Annotated in this window: 20 protein-coding genes; 11 read left to right on the plus strand and 9 right to left on the minus strand. The window is 60.9% G+C overall.

Annotated elements, in window-relative coordinates; genetic code table 11:
• The first annotated feature begins 255 nt into the window (after positions 1 to 255).
• The 6 genes from J3P86_RS01540 (at position 256) to hisF (ending at position 5,243) form a co-directional block, all read left to right on the plus strand.
• A complete protein-coding gene (locus J3P86_RS01540; protein WP_434626513.1) occupies positions 256 to 1,917 on the plus strand; it encodes an OFA family MFS transporter in 1,662 nt (553 codons plus the stop codon).
• A gap of 280 nt (positions 1,918 to 2,197) precedes the next feature.
• On the plus strand, positions 2,198 to 2,791 hold the full coding sequence (hisB, locus tag J3P86_RS01545; protein WP_003186751.1) for an imidazoleglycerol-phosphate dehydratase HisB: 594 nt from the start codon (positions 2,198 to 2,200) through the stop codon (positions 2,789 to 2,791).
• Positions 2,791 to 3,429, plus strand: a complete 639-nt coding sequence (gene hisH / locus J3P86_RS01550) for an imidazole glycerol phosphate synthase subunit HisH (RefSeq protein WP_434699293.1) — start codon at positions 2,791 to 2,793, stop codon at positions 3,427 to 3,429. The genes hisB and hisH overlap by 1 nt, the downstream gene beginning before the upstream one ends.
• On the plus strand, positions 3,429 to 3,683 hold the full coding sequence (locus J3P86_RS01555; RefSeq protein WP_030141479.1) for a DUF2164 domain-containing protein: 255 nt from the start codon (positions 3,429 to 3,431) through the stop codon (positions 3,681 to 3,683). Before hisH ends, J3P86_RS01555 begins: the two co-directional genes overlap by 1 nt.
• A 42-nt stretch (positions 3,684 to 3,725) precedes the next feature.
• Entirely contained in the window at positions 3,726 to 4,463 is a 738-nt protein-coding gene (gene hisA, locus J3P86_RS01560) for a 1-(5-phosphoribosyl)-5-[(5-phosphoribosylamino)methylideneamino]imidazole-4-carboxamide isomerase (RefSeq protein WP_305497441.1), read from the plus strand.
• 9 nt (positions 4,464 to 4,472) lie between these two features.
• Positions 4,473 to 5,243, plus strand: a complete 771-nt coding sequence (gene hisF, locus J3P86_RS01565; protein ID WP_305497440.1) for an imidazole glycerol phosphate synthase subunit HisF — start codon at positions 4,473 to 4,475, stop codon at positions 5,241 to 5,243.
• Between the two features lie 32 nt (positions 5,244 to 5,275).
• On the opposite strand, the gene J3P86_RS01570 is transcribed toward hisF, so the two are convergent.
• Together J3P86_RS01570 and J3P86_RS01575 are read right to left on the minus strand one after the other, a co-directional pair.
• Entirely contained in the window at positions 5,276 to 6,523 is a 1,248-nt protein-coding gene (locus J3P86_RS01570; protein ID WP_434699294.1) for a trypsin-like peptidase domain-containing protein, read from the minus strand.
• Positions 6,430 to 6,783: a hypothetical protein gene (locus tag J3P86_RS01575; protein WP_434699295.1), complete on the minus strand. Its 354-nt coding sequence runs from the start codon at positions 6,781 to 6,783 to the stop codon at positions 6,430 to 6,432. Before J3P86_RS01575 ends, J3P86_RS01570 begins: the two co-directional genes overlap by 94 nt.
• A 209-nt stretch (positions 6,784 to 6,992) precedes the next feature.
• Between J3P86_RS01575 and J3P86_RS01580 the strand changes: the two genes are divergently transcribed.
• Complete coding sequence (locus J3P86_RS01580) at positions 6,993 to 7,748, plus strand: substrate-binding periplasmic protein (protein ID WP_434626509.1); 756 nt, start codon at positions 6,993 to 6,995, stop codon at positions 7,746 to 7,748.
• Between the two features lie 10 nt (positions 7,749 to 7,758).
• Here J3P86_RS01580 and J3P86_RS01585 read toward each other — a convergent pair whose 3' ends face one another.
• From J3P86_RS01585 to gpmI, 4 genes are all read right to left on the minus strand, one after another.
• Positions 7,759 to 8,538, minus strand: a complete 780-nt coding sequence (locus tag J3P86_RS01585; RefSeq protein ID WP_434626508.1) for a divergent polysaccharide deacetylase family protein — start codon at positions 8,536 to 8,538, stop codon at positions 7,759 to 7,761.
• Position 8,539: 1 nt separating this feature from the next.
• Positions 8,540 to 9,856: a S41 family peptidase gene (locus J3P86_RS01590; protein WP_434602554.1), complete on the minus strand. Its 1,317-nt coding sequence runs from the start codon at positions 9,854 to 9,856 to the stop codon at positions 8,540 to 8,542.
• A gap of 32 nt (positions 9,857 to 9,888) precedes the next feature.
• Positions 9,889 to 11,181, minus strand: coding sequence for a murein hydrolase activator EnvC family protein (locus tag J3P86_RS01595; protein WP_305497433.1), 1,293 nt, complete (start codon positions 11,179 to 11,181; stop codon positions 9,889 to 9,891).
• 215 nt (positions 11,182 to 11,396) lie between these two features.
• Positions 11,397 to 12,926, minus strand: coding sequence for a 2,3-bisphosphoglycerate-independent phosphoglycerate mutase (gene gpmI / locus J3P86_RS01600; protein WP_434699296.1), 1,530 nt, complete (start codon positions 12,924 to 12,926; stop codon positions 11,397 to 11,399).
• A gap of 152 nt (positions 12,927 to 13,078) precedes the next feature.
• On the opposite strand from gpmI, the gene J3P86_RS01605 reads away from it, so the two are divergent.
• Genes J3P86_RS01605 through secB form a run of 3 tightly spaced genes read left to right on the plus strand, consistent with a single transcriptional unit; the run spans position 13,079 to position 14,271 of the window.
• On the plus strand, positions 13,079 to 13,492 hold the full coding sequence (locus J3P86_RS01605) for a rhodanese-like domain-containing protein (protein ID WP_305497431.1): 414 nt from the start codon (positions 13,079 to 13,081) through the stop codon (positions 13,490 to 13,492).
• Between the two features lies 1 nt (position 13,493).
• Complete coding sequence (gene grxC / locus J3P86_RS01610; RefSeq protein ID WP_434699297.1) at positions 13,494 to 13,748, plus strand: glutaredoxin 3; 255 nt, start codon at positions 13,494 to 13,496, stop codon at positions 13,746 to 13,748.
• Positions 13,749 to 13,788: 40 nt separating this feature from the next.
• Positions 13,789 to 14,271 (plus strand): protein-export chaperone SecB, encoded by a 483-nt coding sequence (gene secB / locus J3P86_RS01615; protein ID WP_305497429.1) that lies wholly within the window; start codon positions 13,789 to 13,791, stop codon positions 14,269 to 14,271.
• Positions 14,272 to 14,401: 130 nt separating this feature from the next.
• Here the strand turns inward: secB and trmL are convergent, their stop codons facing one another.
• Positions 14,402 to 14,857, minus strand: coding sequence for a tRNA (uridine(34)/cytosine(34)/5-carboxymethylaminomethyluridine(34)-2'-O)-methyltransferase TrmL (gene trmL / locus J3P86_RS01620; protein WP_092401422.1), 456 nt, complete (start codon positions 14,855 to 14,857; stop codon positions 14,402 to 14,404).
• Between trmL and J3P86_RS01625 the strand changes: the two genes are divergently transcribed.
• Positions 14,856 to 15,296 (plus strand): hypothetical protein, encoded by a 441-nt coding sequence (locus tag J3P86_RS01625; RefSeq protein WP_434699298.1) that lies wholly within the window; start codon positions 14,856 to 14,858, stop codon positions 15,294 to 15,296. The genes trmL and J3P86_RS01625 overlap by 2 nt on opposite strands.
• Before the next feature lie 497 nt (positions 15,297 to 15,793).
• Here the strand turns inward: J3P86_RS01625 and ntrC are convergent, their stop codons facing one another.
• A complete protein-coding gene (ntrC, locus tag J3P86_RS01630; protein ID WP_186613250.1) occupies positions 15,794 to 17,230 on the minus strand; it encodes a nitrogen regulation protein NR(I) in 1,437 nt (478 codons plus the stop codon).
• Positions 17,227 to 18,312: a nitrogen regulation protein NR(II) gene (glnL, locus tag J3P86_RS01635; protein ID WP_434699299.1), complete on the minus strand. Its 1,086-nt coding sequence runs from the start codon at positions 18,310 to 18,312 to the stop codon at positions 17,227 to 17,229. Before glnL ends, ntrC begins: the two co-directional genes overlap by 4 nt.
• Positions 18,313 to 18,346: the final 34 nt, after the last annotated feature.

The following is an 18,346-nucleotide window of genomic DNA, read 5'->3' on the forward strand; positions in this document are numbered from 1 at the left end:
CTGAAAAATAAACGAATAACGCCCTACAGAAAGTGAGAAGAGGCGCGATAAGACGAATGACAGAAAAAAGGTGATAGCACTTTGGTTTTTCTGTCACGAGCAAATGGTAACCTTTGTCAGTTCGCCCGTCCTTCTGCGACGTGATGTCGCACCAAAATGGAGCTTCACCGCAAAATACAGTCATGCCTGCGTGCAAATGAAGACTGAGGGTGATGCGTGGCTGGCGAACCTATTCCAATAACTGGGGGATACACAATGAGCACGAGCATTACGGCGGACGGCGTTGCCGACCAGCCTGCGTTCCTCTCCAAGGAACGCATTATCGCCAAGCCCGGCTTCAACCGCTGGCTGGTGCCACCGGCCGCGCTGGCCATTCACCTGTGCATCGGCATGGCCTACGGCTTTTCGGTGTTCTGGTTGCCGCTGTCCAAGGCCATGGGCATCACTAAGCCGGTAGCCTGCGCGCCGGACATGAGCTTCATCTCGCAAGTCTTTTCGTCCCAATGTGACTGGCCGATCTCGATGCTCGGCTGGATCTACACCCTGTTCTTCATTTTCCTGGGTTGCTCGGCAGCCATCTGGGGCGGCTGGCTGGAACATGCCGGTCCGCGCAAGGCTGGCGTGGTATCGGCCCTGTGCTGGTGCGGTGGCCTGCTGATTTCGGCGCTGGGTATCTATACCCATCAGATCTGGCTGATGTGGGTCGGCTCCGGTGTCATCGGTGGTATCGGCCTGGGCCTGGGCTATATCTCCCCGGTCTCGACGCTGATCAAGTGGTTCCCGGACAAGCGCGGCATGGCGACCGGCATGGCGATCATGGGCTTCGGTGGTGGCGCGATGGTGGGTGCCCCGTTGGCTGCAGCGCTGATGAGCCATTTCGCTACGCCAACCGACGTGGGCGTATGGCAGAGCTTCCTGGTGATGGCCGCGATCTACTTCGTGTTCATGATCGGTGGCGCCCTGTCGTATCGCGTTCCGCCGACCGGCTGGAAGCCTGAGGGCTGGAACCCTGCACCGAAAAAAGCCGCGAACGCAATGATCACCCATCGCCACGTTCACGTGAACGTTGCCTGGAAAACCCCGCAGTTCCGTCTGGTCTGGCTGGTGCTGTGCCTGAACGTATCCGCCGGTATCGGCATCCTGGGCATGGCTTCGCCACTGCTGCAGGAAGTGTTCGGCGGCAAATTGCTCGGAAACGACCTGCCGTTCGGTCAGCTGGACGCCGCGCAACTGGGCCAGATCGCTGCCATTGCAGCCGGTTTCACCGGTCTGCTGAGCCTGTTCAACATCGGTGGCCGGTTCTTCTGGGCCTCCTTCTCGGACTACCTGGGTCGCAAAAACACCTACTTCGTGTTCTTTGCCCTGGGCGTGGCCTTGTATGCTCTGATCCCGAGCCTGGGCCACCTGGGCAGCGTCGCGCTGTTCGTGGCGGCGTTCTGCATCATCCTGTCGATGTACGGCGGCGGTTTCGCCACCGTGCCGGCCTACCTGGCGGACCTGTTCGGTACGCAAATGGTCGGTGCGATCCACGGTCGCCTGTTGACCGCCTGGGCGGCAGCCGGCGTACTGGGTCCGGTACTGGTGAACTACTTGCGTGAATATCAACTGAGCATCGGCGTTGAACGCGCCGCGGCCTATGACATCACCCTGTACATCCTCGCCGGCCTGCTGGTGCTGGGCTTCCTGTGCAACCTGATGGTTCGCCCGGTCGCCGACAAGTACTTCATGACCGACGCCGAACTGGCCGCAGAGCAAGCGCTGGGCCACGACAAGGGCGCCGACAGCACCACTTCCCTGGAGTGGAAAGCCGCACCGGGCACCAAGCCCCTGGCGATCGCCGCCTGGCTGGTGGTGGGCATTCCGCTGGCGTGGGGTGTGTGGGTGACCCTGCAGAAGACGGCGGTGTTGTTCCGCTAAAACCGTTGCCCTGGCCAGCGGGTCAGGGCAATCCTTGTGGGAGCGAGCCTGCTCGCGAATGGGGCGTGTCAGTCGACAACAGTGTCTTCTGACGCACCGCTTTCGCGAGCAGGCTCGCTCCCACATTTGTTTTTATGAGTCCTGGAAGACTTGTACGGACATGTCTAACGCCGCCGCATCGGTTTCAGCCCGTCAGCGGTGTCACCTCTTTTGTTTCTGTTTGCCGCTCGCGCCCCTATAATGGCTGCCTTTTTCGCCCAATGATTTTGCGGAGCTGGTGATGGCCGAACGTAAGGCGTCTGTCGAGCGCGACACTCTGGAAACCCAGATCAAAGCCTCGATCAACCTGGATGGCACCGGAAAGGCCCGGTTTGATATCGGCGTGCCTTTTCTTGAGCACATGCTCGACCAGATCGCCCGTCACGGGCTGATCGACCTGGACATCGTCAGCAAGGGCGACCTGCATATCGACGACCATCACACCGTCGAAGATGTCGGTATCACGCTGGGCCAGGCTTTCACCAAAGCCATCGGCGACAAGAAGGGCATCCGTCGCTACGGCCATGCCTACGTGCCGCTCGATGAAGCGCTGTCGCGCGTGGTCATCGACTTCTCGGGCCGCCCTGGCCTGCAGATGCATGTGCCGTACACCCGCGCCACCGTCGGCGGCTTCGACGTCGACCTGTTCCAAGAGTTCTTCCAGGGCTTCGTCAATCACGCCAACGTGACCCTGCACATCGACAACCTGCGTGGGCACAACACCCATCACCAGATCGAAACCGTGTTCAAGGCGTTCGGCCGCGCGCTGCGCATGGCTGTCGAGCTCGATGACCGCATGGCCGGCCAGATGCCTTCCACCAAAGGCGTCCTGTAATGCAGACGGTTGCGGTTATCGATTACGGCATGGGCAACCTGCACTCGGTGGCCAAGGCCCTCGAGCACGTAGGCGCCGGCAAGGTATTGATCACCAGCGATGCCGACGTGATTCGCGAAGCCGACCGGGTGGTGTTTCCCGGTGTCGGCGCGATTCGCGACTGCATGGCCGAGATTCGGCGCCTGGGCTTCGACAAGCTGGTGCACGAAGTCAGCCAGGATCGCCCGTTCCTCGGCATCTGCGTGGGCATGCAGGCTTTGCTCGATCGCAGTGAAGAGAACGACGGGGTCGATTGCATCTCGCTGTTCCCGGGCCAGGTCAAGTTCTTTGGCAAGGACCTGCATGAAGACAGCGAGCACTTGAAAGTGCCGCACATGGGCTGGAACGAAGTGCGGCAAACAGTGGACCACCCGCTGTGGCACGATATTCCGGACCTCGCGCGTTTCTACTTCGTGCACAGCTACTACATCGCCGCCGGCAATGCCCGGCAGGTGGTGGGCAGCGGTCACTATGGTGTCGATTTCGCCGCGGCCCTGGCCGATGGCTCGCGCTTCGCCGTGCAGTTTCACCCGGAGAAGAGCCATACCCATGGCCTGCAACTGCTGCAGAACTTCGCGGCGTGGGACGGGCGCTGGTAATGGCCCGCAAGAAACCGCCGATCCTCACCCTCACGCCTGAGCAGGAAAGTGAGGCGAACCGCAAGATCCAGCGGTTCATGGAGGAGCGTTTCGAGCTGGACCTTGGCTCGTTCGAAGCGGCGGAAATTCTTGATCTGTTTACCCGCGAAATTGCTCCGCACTATTACAACAGGGCGATTTTCGATGTGCAGGCGCACCTTAAGGAAAGGTTCGAAAGCATCGAAAGCGACTTGTGGGCGCTCGAGAAAAACTGATTTTCGAGCCAAGCTGAATTTTCGTATTTGAAGGTTTGCCAGATGCTGATTATCCCCGCTATCGATCTCAAGGACGGCGCTTGTGTCCGTCTGCGCCAGGGCCGCATGGAAGACTCCACGGTGTTTTCCGACGACCCGGTGAGCATGGCCGCCAAGTGGGTGGAGGGCGGTTGCCGTCGCCTGCATCTGGTTGACCTGAACGGTGCCTTCGAAGGCCAGCCGGTCAACGGTGAAGTGGTCACGGCCATCGCCAAGCGGTACCCGAACCTGCCGATCCAGATCGGCGGCGGCATTCGTTCGCTGGAGACCATCGAGCACTACGTCAAGGCCGGCGTGAGCTACGTGATCATCGGCACCAAGGCCGTCAAGGAACCCGAGTTCGTCGCCGAAGCCTGCCGTGCCTTCCCGGGCAAGGTCATCGTTGGCCTCGACGCCAAGGACGGGTTTGTCGCCACCGACGGCTGGGCTGAAGTGAGTACCGTGCAAGTGATCGACCTGGCCAAGCGTTTCGAAGCCGACGGCGTGTCCGCCATCGTCTACACCGACATTGCCAAGGACGGCATGATGCAGGGCTGCAACGTTCCGTTCACCGCTGCCCTGGCCGCCGCCACGAAGATCCCGGTGATCGCCTCCGGCGGCATCCACAACCTGGGCGACATCAAGGCACTGCTCGACGCCAGGGCGCCGGGCATCATCGGTGCGATCACCGGTCGCGCGATCTATGAAGGTACCCTGGACGTCGCCGAGGCCCAGGCCTTCTGCGATTCCTATAAAGGCTGAGGACTCATCATGGCGCTGGCCAAACGCATCATCCCTTGCCTGGACGTGGATAACGGCCGGGTGGTCAAGGGCGTCAAGTTCGAGAACATCCGTGACGCTGGCGACCCGGTGGAAATCGCCCGTCGTTATGACGAGCAGGGTGCGGACGAGATTACTTTCCTGGATATCACGGCCAGCGTCGACGGCCGCGATACCACGCTGCACACCGTCGAGCGCATGGCCAGCCAGGTGTTCATCCCGCTGACCGTGGGCGGTGGCGTGCGCAGCGTGCAGGACATCCGCAACCTGCTCAATGCCGGCGCGGACAAGGTGTCCATCAACACCGCGGCGGTGTTCAACCCGGAATTCGTCGGCGAGGCGGCCGAGCATTTCGGCTCGCAGTGCATCGTCGTGGCGATCGACGCGAAGAAGGTCTCCGGCCCGGGCGAAACCCCGCGCTGGGAAATCTTCACCCATGGCGGGCGCAAGCCAACCGGGCTGGACGCCGTTGAATGGGCCAAGAAGATGGAAGGCCTGGGCGCCGGAGAAATCCTGCTGACCAGCATGGACCAGGACGGCATGAAGAATGGCTTCGATCTCGGCGTCACCCGTGCCATCAGCGATGCCTTGGGCATTCCGGTGATCGCTTCCGGCGGCGTTGGCAACCTGCAGCACTTGGCCGATGGCATTCTGGAAGGCCACGCCAGCGCGGTATTGGCGGCGAGCATTTTCCACTTTGGCGAATACACCGTGCCGGAAGCCAAGGCCTACATGGCCCAGCGCGGTATCTGCGTCAGATAAGCCGAGAGTCCGGCAGGCGAGCCGAGGGCGAATCAGGGCGAGTCCTGGATATCCTTGAGCGGGGTAGGGTTCAGGATGTCCATTCTTGGCTCGGATGCTTGTCTGGATATGTCATAGGCAATGGTGCAGAGCTTTCCAGGCAGATCCGAATTGTCCAGCCATGCGTCTATGTATTCGATGTTGCTGTAATCGGTTTTGTCTGAACAGTCAGTCGACTCTGTCGGGCCGAACTTGTAGGCGTAGGTTCGATGTGGCAGTTCATTCGCAGCTGTCGACAGTTGCACGCCTGCAGTGAAACTCAACTCAGGCTGAGCTGTTGGAGCGTTGTCGAGAATTTCGACCGGAAGGGACAACACGTTGTTTATGAGCCCCTCTGAGGGGCGTTGATCAGCGGAGTCGACACCCACGATGCACAGGAAGTACATGCCCACCTGGTCGCCTATCCCGGTGTTTATGAAAGCGTCCCGCGCACTTGTTACTCCGCTGTAGTCTTGCGGCCTTTCGCAATCCATTGCGGTTCGAACGGTCTTATGACGATAGAACGGCGTGTTGATTGTGAAGTGGTAGTTCCAGGTCGGGATCTCTGCAGTGCCGTCGTCTTTTTTCCCAATTCTTATGTATCTTTGCGGGCTGTCCGCTGCGGCGCTGACGGAAAAGACCGGATACAGCGGGCAAGACGAATTCACGTCTTGAACGAAGAGGCCCTCTACAAAGCAGCGGCTGAGAAAATCCGTAGGATTCCCATAAACATCGTCCGGTATCGCTTTATAGCTGTCGCCAACCGGAGTGCAAGGAGCGTGCTGCTCGCAGGGGTGGGCTTGGATGGTCAGGTTGCCAGTGCCTATCACGCCGATGATCTTATTGGTACGGCGCTCCAGTAGCGGGCTGCCGGAGCCACCACCTTTCATATCCTTGCAGCGGGTCATCAGCGTGTTACGCCAGACCCAGCGGCCCTCCACGATCTCCTGGGCAGGTTGCAAGGTACAGGCAGCCAGCCGCAGCGTGTTCTGATCGTGGACTGGCGCGCCTACGATCAGGACATCCGTCCCGTCGACGGGACGCTCGGTGGCCAGGCCCAATGGCTGTATCCCATCCTTGAGCAAGGTTTGCAGGCTGACGTCCAGTTCAATGATTGCCATGTCTACGCCCTGGATGCTTCTCCACGCGATTTTTTTCATCGGGTAAGTCAGGTAGGGGGCGGTATCGGCGAATAGTTGAACTGCATGACGCCGAGGATTGGCTTGTTGGTCACGATGTTTGCGTTGGTCAGCTCGGTGCAATGTCCCGAGGTCAACACGTAGGCGGGCGTGGGCGTTGTCCCGGAAGGGTCATGGGTATCGAGAAGTGTCGCAGTACAATTCCCGTTCATCGTAGAGAAGCGTCCAATACCCTGCCAATGGTCATGTGAGCCATCTTTGTTGTTCAGGATTTTTGAGTCGGCGAAGTTCTGAACCCCTTCGCCATAGTCTTTGCCATGTGCAACGCTCAGTGCGCCAGACAGGCAAAACAGACCGCCCAGTAACAAGTAGATCGTTTTCATTGAGTCATGCCTTTGATTAATTGGGGCCGGTCTTGACCGGCTTCGTTAATTAATCAGCCTCGGCGTGATGGAAGGTGGTAACTAATTACCGCCGCCAAGGTTGCGTTTGCGCGCATCCTGTTTGGTCAGGTGTTTGATGTGAAACGACGGTAGACACGTCGGCGGGCCCAAGGCAATCTGGAACACGCCATGGACCCGGGTAATCAGATATGTTCAAACGCGCTCTAGTTGTTGTTACCAGTACTTTCCTGCTGTTCATGAGCGGGGCGCAGGCCGGGGACGGCCGCGATGCTGGCCTGGTATTGCTGACGGAGAACTTTCCGCCCTACAACATGGCGAAGAACGGCAAGAACTTCGCCCAAGACGAAAACATCCATGGCATTGCGGTGGACATCGTCCGCGAGATATTCAAACGCGCCGATATTTCCTACAGCCTGACGCTGCGTTTTCCCTGGGAACGAATCTACAAGCTTGCCTTGGAAAAACCCGGTTATGGGGTGTTTGTAACGGCTCGGCTGCCTGAGCGCGAAAAGCTCTTCAAATGGGTTGGCCCCATCGGCCCGGACGATTGGATCATGCTCGCCAAGGCCGACAGCAAGATTGCCCTCGACTCGTTGGAGCAGGCGCGTCAGTACAGGATTGGCGCCTACAAGGGCGATGCAATTGCCGAAACATTGGCCAAACAGGGGCTCAAACCCATTGTCGTGTTGCGCGATCAGGACAACGCCAGAAAACTCGTCAATGGCCAGATAGACCTATGGGCTACCGGCGACCCGGCAGGGCGTTATCTGGCGCGTCAGGAGGGAGTGAGCGATCTCAAGACCGTACTGCGATTCAACAGTGCCGAGCTCTACCTGGCCTTGAACAAGGACGTGCCGGACGAGGTGGTGAGCCGCCTGCAAAAGGCTCTGGATGAGCTGCGCAAGGAAGGCGAAGTGGACGCGATCATGGCGCGCTATCTCTGAGACGCCAAGCCTAACGATAAACCCCATCCTTCCCGTGCCCGGCCATCGCTCGGTTGCTGCGCAGGCTGATCATCGACTTGATGTCGATCCACTCGATGCCCTGGGCCTTGAGCTTGGGCAGTTCGCGCTCGAGCACGGCGAGGGTCTGCGGATAGGGATGGCCGATCATCACGGCCGAGCCCTGCCGCCGAGCCAGATTGATGGCGACCTGAAGCTGGCCGGCGATAGCCGCTTCGGTGCGCTCGTCATCAAGAAATACATCCCGCGACACGCTGGCGAGGCCGATCTTTTGTGCTTCGGCAGCCGCGACCGTCTGCGCGCTGGTGCGGCTGTCGACGAAAAACTTGTGACGCTGTTGCAGATTCGCCATCAGCCATGCCATCGCCTGGGGTTGCGCGGTCATGCGGCTGCCCATGTGGTTGTTGATACCGCTGGTGTAGGGCACCGCGGCAAACGCGGCGTCCAGGCGCTTGCCCAATTCTTCGATGGATAATTCCGGATGCCAGGCGAACGGCCCGGTGGCCGGGTCCATGGGCATGTGCAGCATGACGAGTTTGCCGGCGCGATGAGCCTCGCGGGCGATTTCGGCGGCGTGGGGCGTGTCGGGCATGACTGCCGCGGTGACCGGACCGGACAGGGCCAGTACACGGCGATCCCGGGGCAGATTCTGCCCCAGGTCATCGATGATCAGGCTCAGGTAAGCCTTCTGCGGCGGGGAAGCTGTGGCGGGAGCCGCGTTAACGGCTCCCGCCAGCAGGCACAACAGGACGAAAATGAAACGCTGGCCCATCTCAGCGGCCGGACGTGATGTTCAACCCTTTGAGCAGGCTCAAGGCCTGGGCCAACTGATAGTCGTCATCCTGCGGCATCGGCTTGGCCTTGGCGCCGGAACCGGTCGGTTTGTCCGCGCCGCCGTTGCCATTGCCCAAGTGACCTTGCAGGTCGGCTTCCTTGAAGTACTCGCTGTCCGCCTCGCTGGTGATCTTGGCCTTGCGCACCTCGATGTCCGGGACAATGCCCTGGGCCTGGATGGAGCGGCCGTTGGGCGTGAAGTACAGCGCGGTGGTGATTTTCAGGGCGCGGTCGTTGTTCAGCGGCAACACGGTCTGCACCGAGCCCTTGCCGAAACTGGTGGTGCCCATGACAACGCCACGTTTCTGGTCTTGCAGAGCACCGGCGACGATTTCCGACGCCGACGCGCTGCCGCCATTGATCAGCACGACCAGTGGCACGGCTTCGCTGAGGTCGTTGCCGGTGGCCGAGAAGCGCAGCTCGGAATTGGCGATGCGGCCCTTGGTGTAGACGATCAGGCCCTTGGTGATGAAATGGTCCACCACTTCCACAGCCGATTGCAGGACGCCGCCGGGGTTGTTGCGCAAGTCCAGGACCAGGCCGTTGAGCTTCTTGCCGTTGTCCTTGCGCATCTTGGCCAGGGCCTTGGCGACTTCTTCGCCGGTCTTGACCTGGAACTGGGTGATGCGGATGTAGCCGTAGCCGGACTCCAGCAGTTGGCTCTTCACGCTCTTGACCTGGATGACCGCCCGGGTCAGCGTCACGTCGAATGGCGTACCGCCGTCGCGCACCAGGGTCAGGGTGATTTTTTCGCCGATCTTGCCGCGCATCTTGTCCACGGCTTCGGTCATGCTCTGGCCACGGGTCGGTTGGCCGTTGATCTTGACGATGAAGTCGCCAGCCTGGATGCCAGCCTTGGAGGCGGGCGTATCGTCGATCGGCGAGACCACTTTGACGAAACCGTCTTCGCTGCCGACCTCGATGCCCAGGCCGCCGAATTCGCCGCTGGTGCTTTCCTGCAACTCGGCAAAATCCTCAGGGCCCAGGTAGGCCGAATGCGGGTCAAGGTTGCTGAGCATGCCTTTGATGGCGTTTTCCAGCAGCATCTTGTCGTCCACCGGTTCCACGTACGCGGCTTTGATCCGGTCCATGACTTCGGCAAAGGTGCGCAGTTCATCCAACGGCAGCGGGGCCTTGGTGGTGGCGGCCGTAGCGGCGGTCGACGCCGGCGCGGGTTGCGCGGCGAAAGCCAGGGGCGCGCCGATCACGAGGGCGATCGTCAGGGCCAGCGAGGTGAGGCGGGACAAATGCAGCATGTCGAACGAACTCCTGAGTTGGATGGGCGCGCTTATCCTTGCGCACGACACCATTGTGCCGGGTCACTGGGGCGACCCTGCTGGCGAATAGCAAAATACAGTGCTGGCGTGTCCTGCCCGCCACTGTTGCCGACCGTGGAGATGGACTCGCCGGCCTTGACCACATCACCCGCCGATTTGAGCAGCGTCTGGTTATGGCCGTAAAGGCTCAGGTATCCGTTGCCGTGATCGAGGATCACCAGCAGGCCGGCACCGCGCAGCCAGTCGGCAAACACCACGCGCCCGCCATGTACAGCGTGCACCTGGCTGCCGGCGGAAGCGCTGATCATCACGCCGTCCCACTTGGTGCGGGTGTCGTCGCCACGGGTTTCACCGAAGCGTGCAAGTAATCGACCATTGACCGGCCATGGAAGTTTGCCCCGGGCTGAAGCAAAAGCGCCGCCGAAGGTTTCGCCATCGCTGGAAACCACTGCGCCGGGGCTGGATTTGGCCGGCTTGCGCGGGGCTTCGCCGGCATCGGCGTCGGCCTGGGCTTCACGCAAACGCTTTTTTTCGGCTTCCTGCTGGGCGATCAGCGCTTTCTGCCGCGCTTCTTCCGCCTCCCGAGCCTGGCGAGCCAGGGTTTCCTCGATGGTTTTCAAGACATTTGCCAGTTCGGCCTGGTCCTGTTCGCGGGCCTTGAGCTTGCTGTCGCGAGCCTTCACGTCGTCATTGAGCTTGGCCAGGGCCACCTGGCGCTCCTTGCGAACCTTCTCGAGTTCTTCACGCTGGGTGTCGAGGCTGCTTTTCTGCACGAGCAACTGGGCTTGCTGCAGCTCGATGTCTTTCTCGACATTGGCCAGCTGGCGCAGGGTTTCATTGAAGCTCTTGAGCTGCTCCAGGCGGGCCTGGCTCAGGTAGTCGTAATAGGTGAGGGTGCGGGCGAATTTCTCGGGATTCTGCTGGTTGAGCAGCAATTTGAGGTATTCCTGGCGACCGTTCTGGTAGGCCGCCCGAGCCTGGATGGCGATCAGCTTTTGCTGTTCAGTGCGCGCGCTCTGGAGTTTTTTTTTCTCTCCATCGAGGCGTTGCAACTCGGATTCGCTTTTCTTCAGCTCTTTCTGCAGGGCGTCGACCTGCTTCTCCAGCTTGCCCATCTCGGTTTCGGTGCCGCGCAGGTCTTTCTGCACGCTGGATTTTTCTTCCTGCAACTTGTTCAGCAGCTTCTTCAGCTCGGCGATGTCCTGGCGCGTGGCTTCCAACTGTTGTTGGGTTTGCGCGCGCTCGTCCGCGAAGGCCGGTTGGAGCAGGCAGGTCAGAGCAAGGGCTATCAGGACGCGGAGCATAGAGGCGAGTGGCACCAGGGAAAGGGACGGCCTAGTATGCCCGCCCCACGCTGCAAAAAAAACGCCCATTTGGGGCTGTGTGATAACTGGCCGAAAAAACACCAAACCCTCTGTGGGAGCGAGCCTGCTCGCGAAGAGGCCATAACATCCAACGGTGATGTTGGCTGTCATACCGTTTTCGCGAGCAGGCTCGCTCCCACACAGGTACGTCTGGGTCAGACCAGGATCGAAGTCCCGGTCATCTCCGCCGGCTGTTCCATGCCCAGCAGCATCAGCATGGTCGGTGCGACGTCGGCCAATACGCCGCCGTCGCGGACCTTGAAGTCACGCTTGCCGACATAAATGAATGGCACCGGCTCAGTGGTGTGGGCCGTGTGGGCCTGGCCGGTGGATTCGTCGGACATTTGCTCGACGTTGCCGTGGTCGGCGGTGATCAGCGCTTCGCCGCCGACTTTTTCCAGCGCCTCGACGATGCGACCGACGCAGGTGTCCAGGCATTCCACCGCCTTGACCGCTGCGTCGAACACGCCGCTGTGACCGACCATGTCACCGTTGGCGTAGTTGACCACGATCACGTCGTAACGCTGGTTCTCGATGGCGTCGACGATGCGGTCGGTCACTTCCGGCGCGCTCATTTCCGGTTGCAGATCGTAGGTGGCGACCTTCGGCGACGGGATCAGGATGCGCTCTTCGCCCGGGAAGGGCTCTTCGCGGCCGCCGGAGAAGAAGAACGTCACATGGGCGTACTTCTCGGTTTCCGCGATGCGCAGCTGGGTCTTGCCGTTTTTCGCCAGGTAGTCACCCAGCACGTTTTCCAGGCTGCCGGCGGCGAAGGCCGATGGCGCGGGAATGCTGGCGGCGTATTGGGTCAGCATCACGAAACCGGCCAGCTTCGGCTGGCGGGCGCGCTCGAATTCCTTGAAATCTTCTTCGACGAATACGCGAGTCAGTTCGCGGGCACGGTCGGCGCGGAAGTTCATGAACACCACGGCGTCGCCGTCTTCGACTTTTACCGGCTCGCCGATGGTTGTGGCCTTGACGAACTCGTCGCTTTCACCACGTTCGTAGGCAGCTTGCAGGCCTTCTTGCGCGGTGGCGGCGTGGAATTCCGCATTGCCGTCGACGATCAGGTTGTAGGCCTGGGCGACGCGGTCCCAGCGGTTGTCACGGTCCATGGCGAAGTAACGGCCGATCAGGCTGGCGATCCGGCCCTTGCCGAGGGTCTTGAACGTGTCATCCAGCAATTTGATCGACGATTCGGCGCTCTTCGGCGGCGTGTCACGGCCATCCAGGAAGGCGTGAAGGTAGATGTTTTCAGCGCCGCGCCTGGCGGCCAACTCGGCCATGGCGATCAGGTGGTCCTGATGGCTGTGCACGCCACCGTCGGACAGCAGGCCCATGAAGTGCACGGCCTTGCCGGCGGCCACGGCTTTATCCACGGCGGCGCAAATGGTCGGGTTTTCGAAAAACTCGCCGTCGCGGATCGATTTGGTCACGCGGGTGAAGTCCTGATACACCACGCGGCCGGCGCCGAGGTTCATGTGGCCGACTTCGGAGTTGCCCATCTGCCCGTCGGGCAGGCCGACGTCCATGCCGCTGCCGGAGATCAAGCCGTTCGGCACGGTGGCCCACAGGCGATCCAGCACAGGCTTCCTGGCCGCGTAGACGGCGTTGGATTCGTGGCTGTCACTGTGACCGAAGCCGTCCAGAATCATCAGGACCAAAGGTTTAGGCGTGGTAGTCATGGAATCCACTCGTGGCTGGTTAAAAGAAGACGATGGAAAAGGGACGGGCAGTTTAAAGGTAAGTTCCGGTGCCGTCACCGCCGGGCGGGGTTTGGCCGGCCTTGCGTGCTGTGTATACTGGCCGACATTTTAACGCCCTGGAACCTCCTTCGATGGTTGCTCACCTGATTGAATTTGCCACTAACCACTACATTCTCGTCGGTATCTTCGTCGTACTGCTGGCGTTGCTGGTTGCCCACACGATGCAGGGCGGCGGACGCAGCCTGAGCACCGGTGAGCTGACCGCGCTGGTCAACAAGGACGCCGGCGTAGTGGTCGACATCCGTCCGACCAAGGATTACGCCGCCGGTCACATCGTCGGCGCGCTGAACATTCCTCAGGACAAACTGATCGCTCGTGTGGCCGAACTGGAAAAACACAAGGCCAAGACGCTGATCCTGGTCGACGCCCAAGGCCAGCAGGCCGGTACCCTTGCCCGCGAACTGATGAAGTCCGGCTTCACCGCCGCCAAACTGTCTGGTGGCGTTGCGAGCTGGAAAGCCGACAATCTGCCCCTGGTGAAGTGACATGCCCCACGTAGTTGTCTATTCCAGCGATTACTGCCCCTATTGCTCCCGAGCCAAGATGCTGCTCAAGAACAAGGGCGTAGCCTTCGAAGAGATCAAGGTCGACGGCAAGCCGCAACTGCGCGCCGAAATGACCCAGAAGGCCCGGCGTACCTCCGTGCCGCAGATCTGGATCGGCGACACCCACGTGGGCGGTTGCGACGACCTGTTCGCCCTGGAGCGCGCCGGCGAGCTCGACGCGCTGCTCAAGGCCTGAATTCCCAATTAATAGAACCTGAAAGTAAGAAGGATCTGCGATGACTGACCAACAGAACACAGCTGCCACTGAAGAAGAAGCCGCACCGCAATTCTCCTTGCAGCGCATTTACGTTCGCGACCTGTCCTTCGAAGCCCCGAAAAGCCCGGCGATCTTTCGCCAGCAGTGGGAGCCGAGTGTGGCCCTGGACCTGAATACCCGCCAGAAAGCCCTGGAAGAAGATTTCCACGAAGTGGTGCTGACCCTGTCGGTGACCGTGAAGAATGGCGACGAAGTCGCGTTCATCGCCGAAGTCCAGCAGGCCGGTATCTTCCTGATCAAGAATCTCGATGCCGCTTCGATGAGCCACACCCTGGGCGCGTTCTGCCCGAACATTCTGTTCCCGTACGCCCGCGAAACACTGGACAGCCTGGTGACCCGTGGCTCGTTCCCGGCCCTGATGCTGGCCCCGGTGAACTTCGATGCCCTGTACGCGCAAGAGCTGCAGCGCATGCAACAGGAAGGTGGCGCGACCGTCCAGTAAACGGCGCTGTCAGCCGAGTATCAAACCTGTGGGAGCGAGCCTGCTCGCGAAAGCGCTATATCAGTCAATCAAGTACCGACTGAGCTGACGCTTTCGCGAGCAGGCTCGCTCCCACATTTGTTATGCGGTGCTACTGAAAGCCGTTCTGCCGCCACGCCTCATAAACCGCCACCGCCACGGTGTTGGACAGGTTCAGGCTGCGGCAGCCTTCACGCATCGGCAAGCGCAAGCGTTGGTCCGCCGGTAGTGCGTCGAGCACTTCGGCCGGCAGGCCACGGCTTTCCGGGCCGAACAGGAATGCATCGCCGGCGACGAAGCTGGCGTCATGAAACGGCCGTGAGCCCTTGGTGGTGAAGGCGAACAGGCGCGGATGCCCCAGGCTTTCCAGGCAACTGGCCAAGTCGGCGTGCCGCTGCAAGGTGGCATACTCGTGGTAGTCGAGGCCGGCGCGGCGCAGGCGCTTGTCGTCCATTTCGAAGCCCAGCGGTTCGATCAGGTGCAGGTGGCAGCCGCTGTTGGCGCACAGCCTGATGACGTTGCCGGTATTGGGTGGTATTTCCGGTTGAAAAAGGATGACGTGAAACATGCACGGCTCCGCAGATAAAGATGAGCGGCATTCTACGCCGCAAACCGATCGACGTTCGAAGCTATTGCCTCGGGTGATGGGCTCTCTGGCGATCGTCGGCATGATGGTCGGGCTGATGATCGGCCGCCTGACAACGCCCGATCCGAGCGAGCTGCAACAGGTCGAGGTCACCCAGGGAGGGCTGGTGGCCTGGTTCAACAACGAACCGGAGCTCCATGGGGAAATCATCGACGGCACTGTGGCGCTGTTGTTTCAGGCGCAAGGTCGGCCGCAGAAAGGCCAGCTCAAGCTCAACGGCAAGAACGTGAACTGGCGGGTGCGGTTGAGTGACAAGGGGCTGTTGCTGACTTTGGTGGCGGCGCGTCCGTTGCGAGGGGAGTGGACCGGCAGCGAGGTCGATGACCGCTGGCGGCTGGAGATCCGTCTCCAGGAGCAATAAAAGAGGGAATCCCCGGCCTGCCTGTACCAAGGTCCCCAAAACGGGAGGGCTTGCCGTGAAGGCGCAGCCCGGATGTAAAGAAGGGAAACCTTGACCTGCCTGTATCAAGGCCCCCAAAACTGTGGGCTCGATGAGCCCGGTGTAAAAGAGGGGAATCCCCGGCCTGCCTGTACCAAGGTCCCCGAAACTGGGTAGTGATTGGGTTATTGCAGGGGGCGTGCCAGTTTTAAATGGTTTGTCACAAAAAACTGCTGAAGATGCGAAAAAGCCCCGTATTCCGGGGCTTTTGCTTAGGTGTTGAGCGGTTTTTTGGAGCTGGGGCGATCGGTTCTGGCTCGTCGTACATGAGCAATTGCGGTTCGCAGTGCATTGAAGCGGTGCACGAATCTTCAGAAGCTTCGCGAGCAGGCTCGCTCCCACATTGGATGGTATTGGCCTTTGTGGGAGCGAGCCTGCTCGCGATTGGATTTTGAATTCAGTGCTGGACCAAAGGCTGGTCAGCCCTCATCCCCTTCATCATCATCCCCACCATCAACCTTCATCCCCAATTCCTTGATCTTGCGAGTCAAGGTATTGCGGCCCCAGCCCAGCAGCACGGCGGCGTCGCGGCGGCGGCCGGCGGTGTGCTTGAGGGCGGTTTCGATCATGATGCGCTCGAAGGCCGGGACGGCGCTGTCGAGCAGGCTCGATTGACCGCGGGCCAGGGCCTGGTCGGCCCATTGGCGCAAGGCCTGTTCCCAGTTGGTCACCGGCGCCGAATCCTGTGGCAGGCTCAACAGTTCCGGTGGCAAGTCGCTGATATGCACTTCGCGACCCGACGCCATCACCGTGATCCAGCGGCAGGTGTTCTCCAGCTGGCGCACGTTGCCGGGCCACGGCAGGTTCTTGAGGTATTCCTCGGTCTCGCTCTTGAGCAGCTTGGGCTCCACCGCCAGCTCCTGGGCCGCACGGCCGAGGAAGTGCCGGGCCAGGGTCGGGATGTCCTCGCGACGGTCCGCCAGGCGCGGGATGTGGATGCGGATCACGTTCAGGCGATGGAACAGGTCTTCGCGGAACTTGCCGGCGTGGACCAGGGTTTCCAGGTTCTGGTGGGTCGCGGCGATGATCCGGACATCGACCTTGACCGGCGTATGCCCGCCGACTCGATAGAACTCGCCGTCGGCCAGTACCCGCAGCAGTCGGGTCTGGGTGTCAGCCGGCATGTCGCCGATTTCATCCAGGAACAACGTACCGCCATCGGCTTGTTCGAAGCGGCCCCGGCGCAAGTTGGCCGCGCCGGTGAACGCGCCCTTTTCATGGCCGAACAGCTCGGACTCCATCAGGTCCTTGGGAATCGCCGCCATGTTCAGCGCAATGAACGGCGACGCCGCACGCGGGCTGTGGCGGTGCAGGGCGTGGGCAACCAATTCCTTGCCGGTACCCGATTCACCGTTGATCAGCACGGTGATGTTGGAATGGCTCAGTCGACCGATGGCGCGAAACACTTCCTGCATCGCCGGCGCTTCACCGATGATTTCCGGGGTGCGGGCCAGGGCCGGGACTTCTTCCAGGCCTTGTTGCTCCTGGGCGTGCTGATTGGCGCGCTTGACCAGGGACACGGCTTCGTCGACGTCGAACGGCTTGGGCAGGTATTCGAACGCACCGCCCTGGTAAGACGCCACGGCGCTGTCCAGGTCGGAATGAGCGGTCATGATGATCACTGGCAGCCGCGGATGTTGCTCGCGAATCCGCGCCAGCAAGTCCAGGCCACTGGCGCCGGGCATGCGGATATCGGAAATGATGACGTCCGGCTGCTGACGGGCCAGGCGGCTCATCACCCCGTCGGCGCTGTCGAAGCTCTGGGTGGTCATGCCTTCCTGTTGCAAGGCTTTTTCCAGGACCCAGCGGATAGAACGGTCGTCATCGACGATCCACACGGTTTCACTACGGCTCATGTCGATGTGGCTCCTTGTTCCAGTGGCAGGAAGATCGAGAAAGTGGTGTGGCCGGGGTGGCTCTCACATTCGATCAAGCCCTGATGCTGACTGATGATGTTCTGGGTGATGGACAGGCCCAGCCCGGTACCGTCCGGACGGCCGCTGACCATGGGAAAGAAGATGGTTTCCTGCAGTTCCGCAGGGATGCCCGGGCCGTTGTCGATGATTTCGATCTTGGTCACCAGGCGATGGCGCACATGACCGATGGTGAACTGGCGCATGGCGCGGGTGCGCAGGCTGATGCGACCCATGCGCAGCTCGCTCTGGCTGCTGATGGCCTGCATGGCGTTGCGCACGATGTTCAGCACCGCCTGAATCATCTGCTCGCGGTCGATCAGGACGTCGGGAATGCTCGGGTCGTAGTCGCGCACCAAGGTGATGCAGCCCTGGCTCTCCGCCTCCACCAGGCTGCTGACGCGCTCCAGTACTTCGTGAACGTTACACAGCGCCAGTGAGGGCAGCTTGTTCGAGCCGAGCATGCGATCCACCAGGTTTCGCAGGCGGTCGGCTTCTTCGATGATGACGTTGGTGTAGTCCTTGAGGCTTTCTTCTGGCAGTTCCCGGGCGAGCAACTGCGCCGCGCCACGAATGCCACCCAACGGATTCTTGATCTCATGGGCCAGGCCGCGCACCAGCATCTTGCTGGTTTCCTGCTTGGACAATTGCGCCTCCTCCTTGGTGATGCGCAGCAGGCGATCACGGGGATGGACTTCCAGAAGCAGGAGGGTGGCATTGTTGTTGAGGATCGGCGTTACCGCGTAGTCGACCGTCAGGGTCTGGCCGGTCAGGGCGGTGAGCATCGCTTCGCGCTTGGTGAACGGGTGAGCCTGTTCGACGGCCTGGCGCAGGGAATTCAGCGCTTCGGCGGATTCGGTAAACAGTTCGCTGATGAACTGCCCATGGCTGCGCTGGCCGCTGACGGCCAGGAGCATCTCTGCCGCCGGGTTCATGTACTCCAGACGCAGTTCGGCGTCGAGCAGGATGGTCGCGGTGGTGAGATTGTCGAGCAGCAAACGGTGTAGTGCGTCGCTAATGGTCATCAGGACCTCTTTTAAAGCGTAGCGATCAAGGGCA

Origin of the sequence: Pseudomonas sp. D1-1, assembly GCF_051132225.1 — a bacterium.
Taxonomy (GTDB): Bacteria; Pseudomonadota; Gammaproteobacteria; order Pseudomonadales; family Pseudomonadaceae; genus Aquipseudomonas.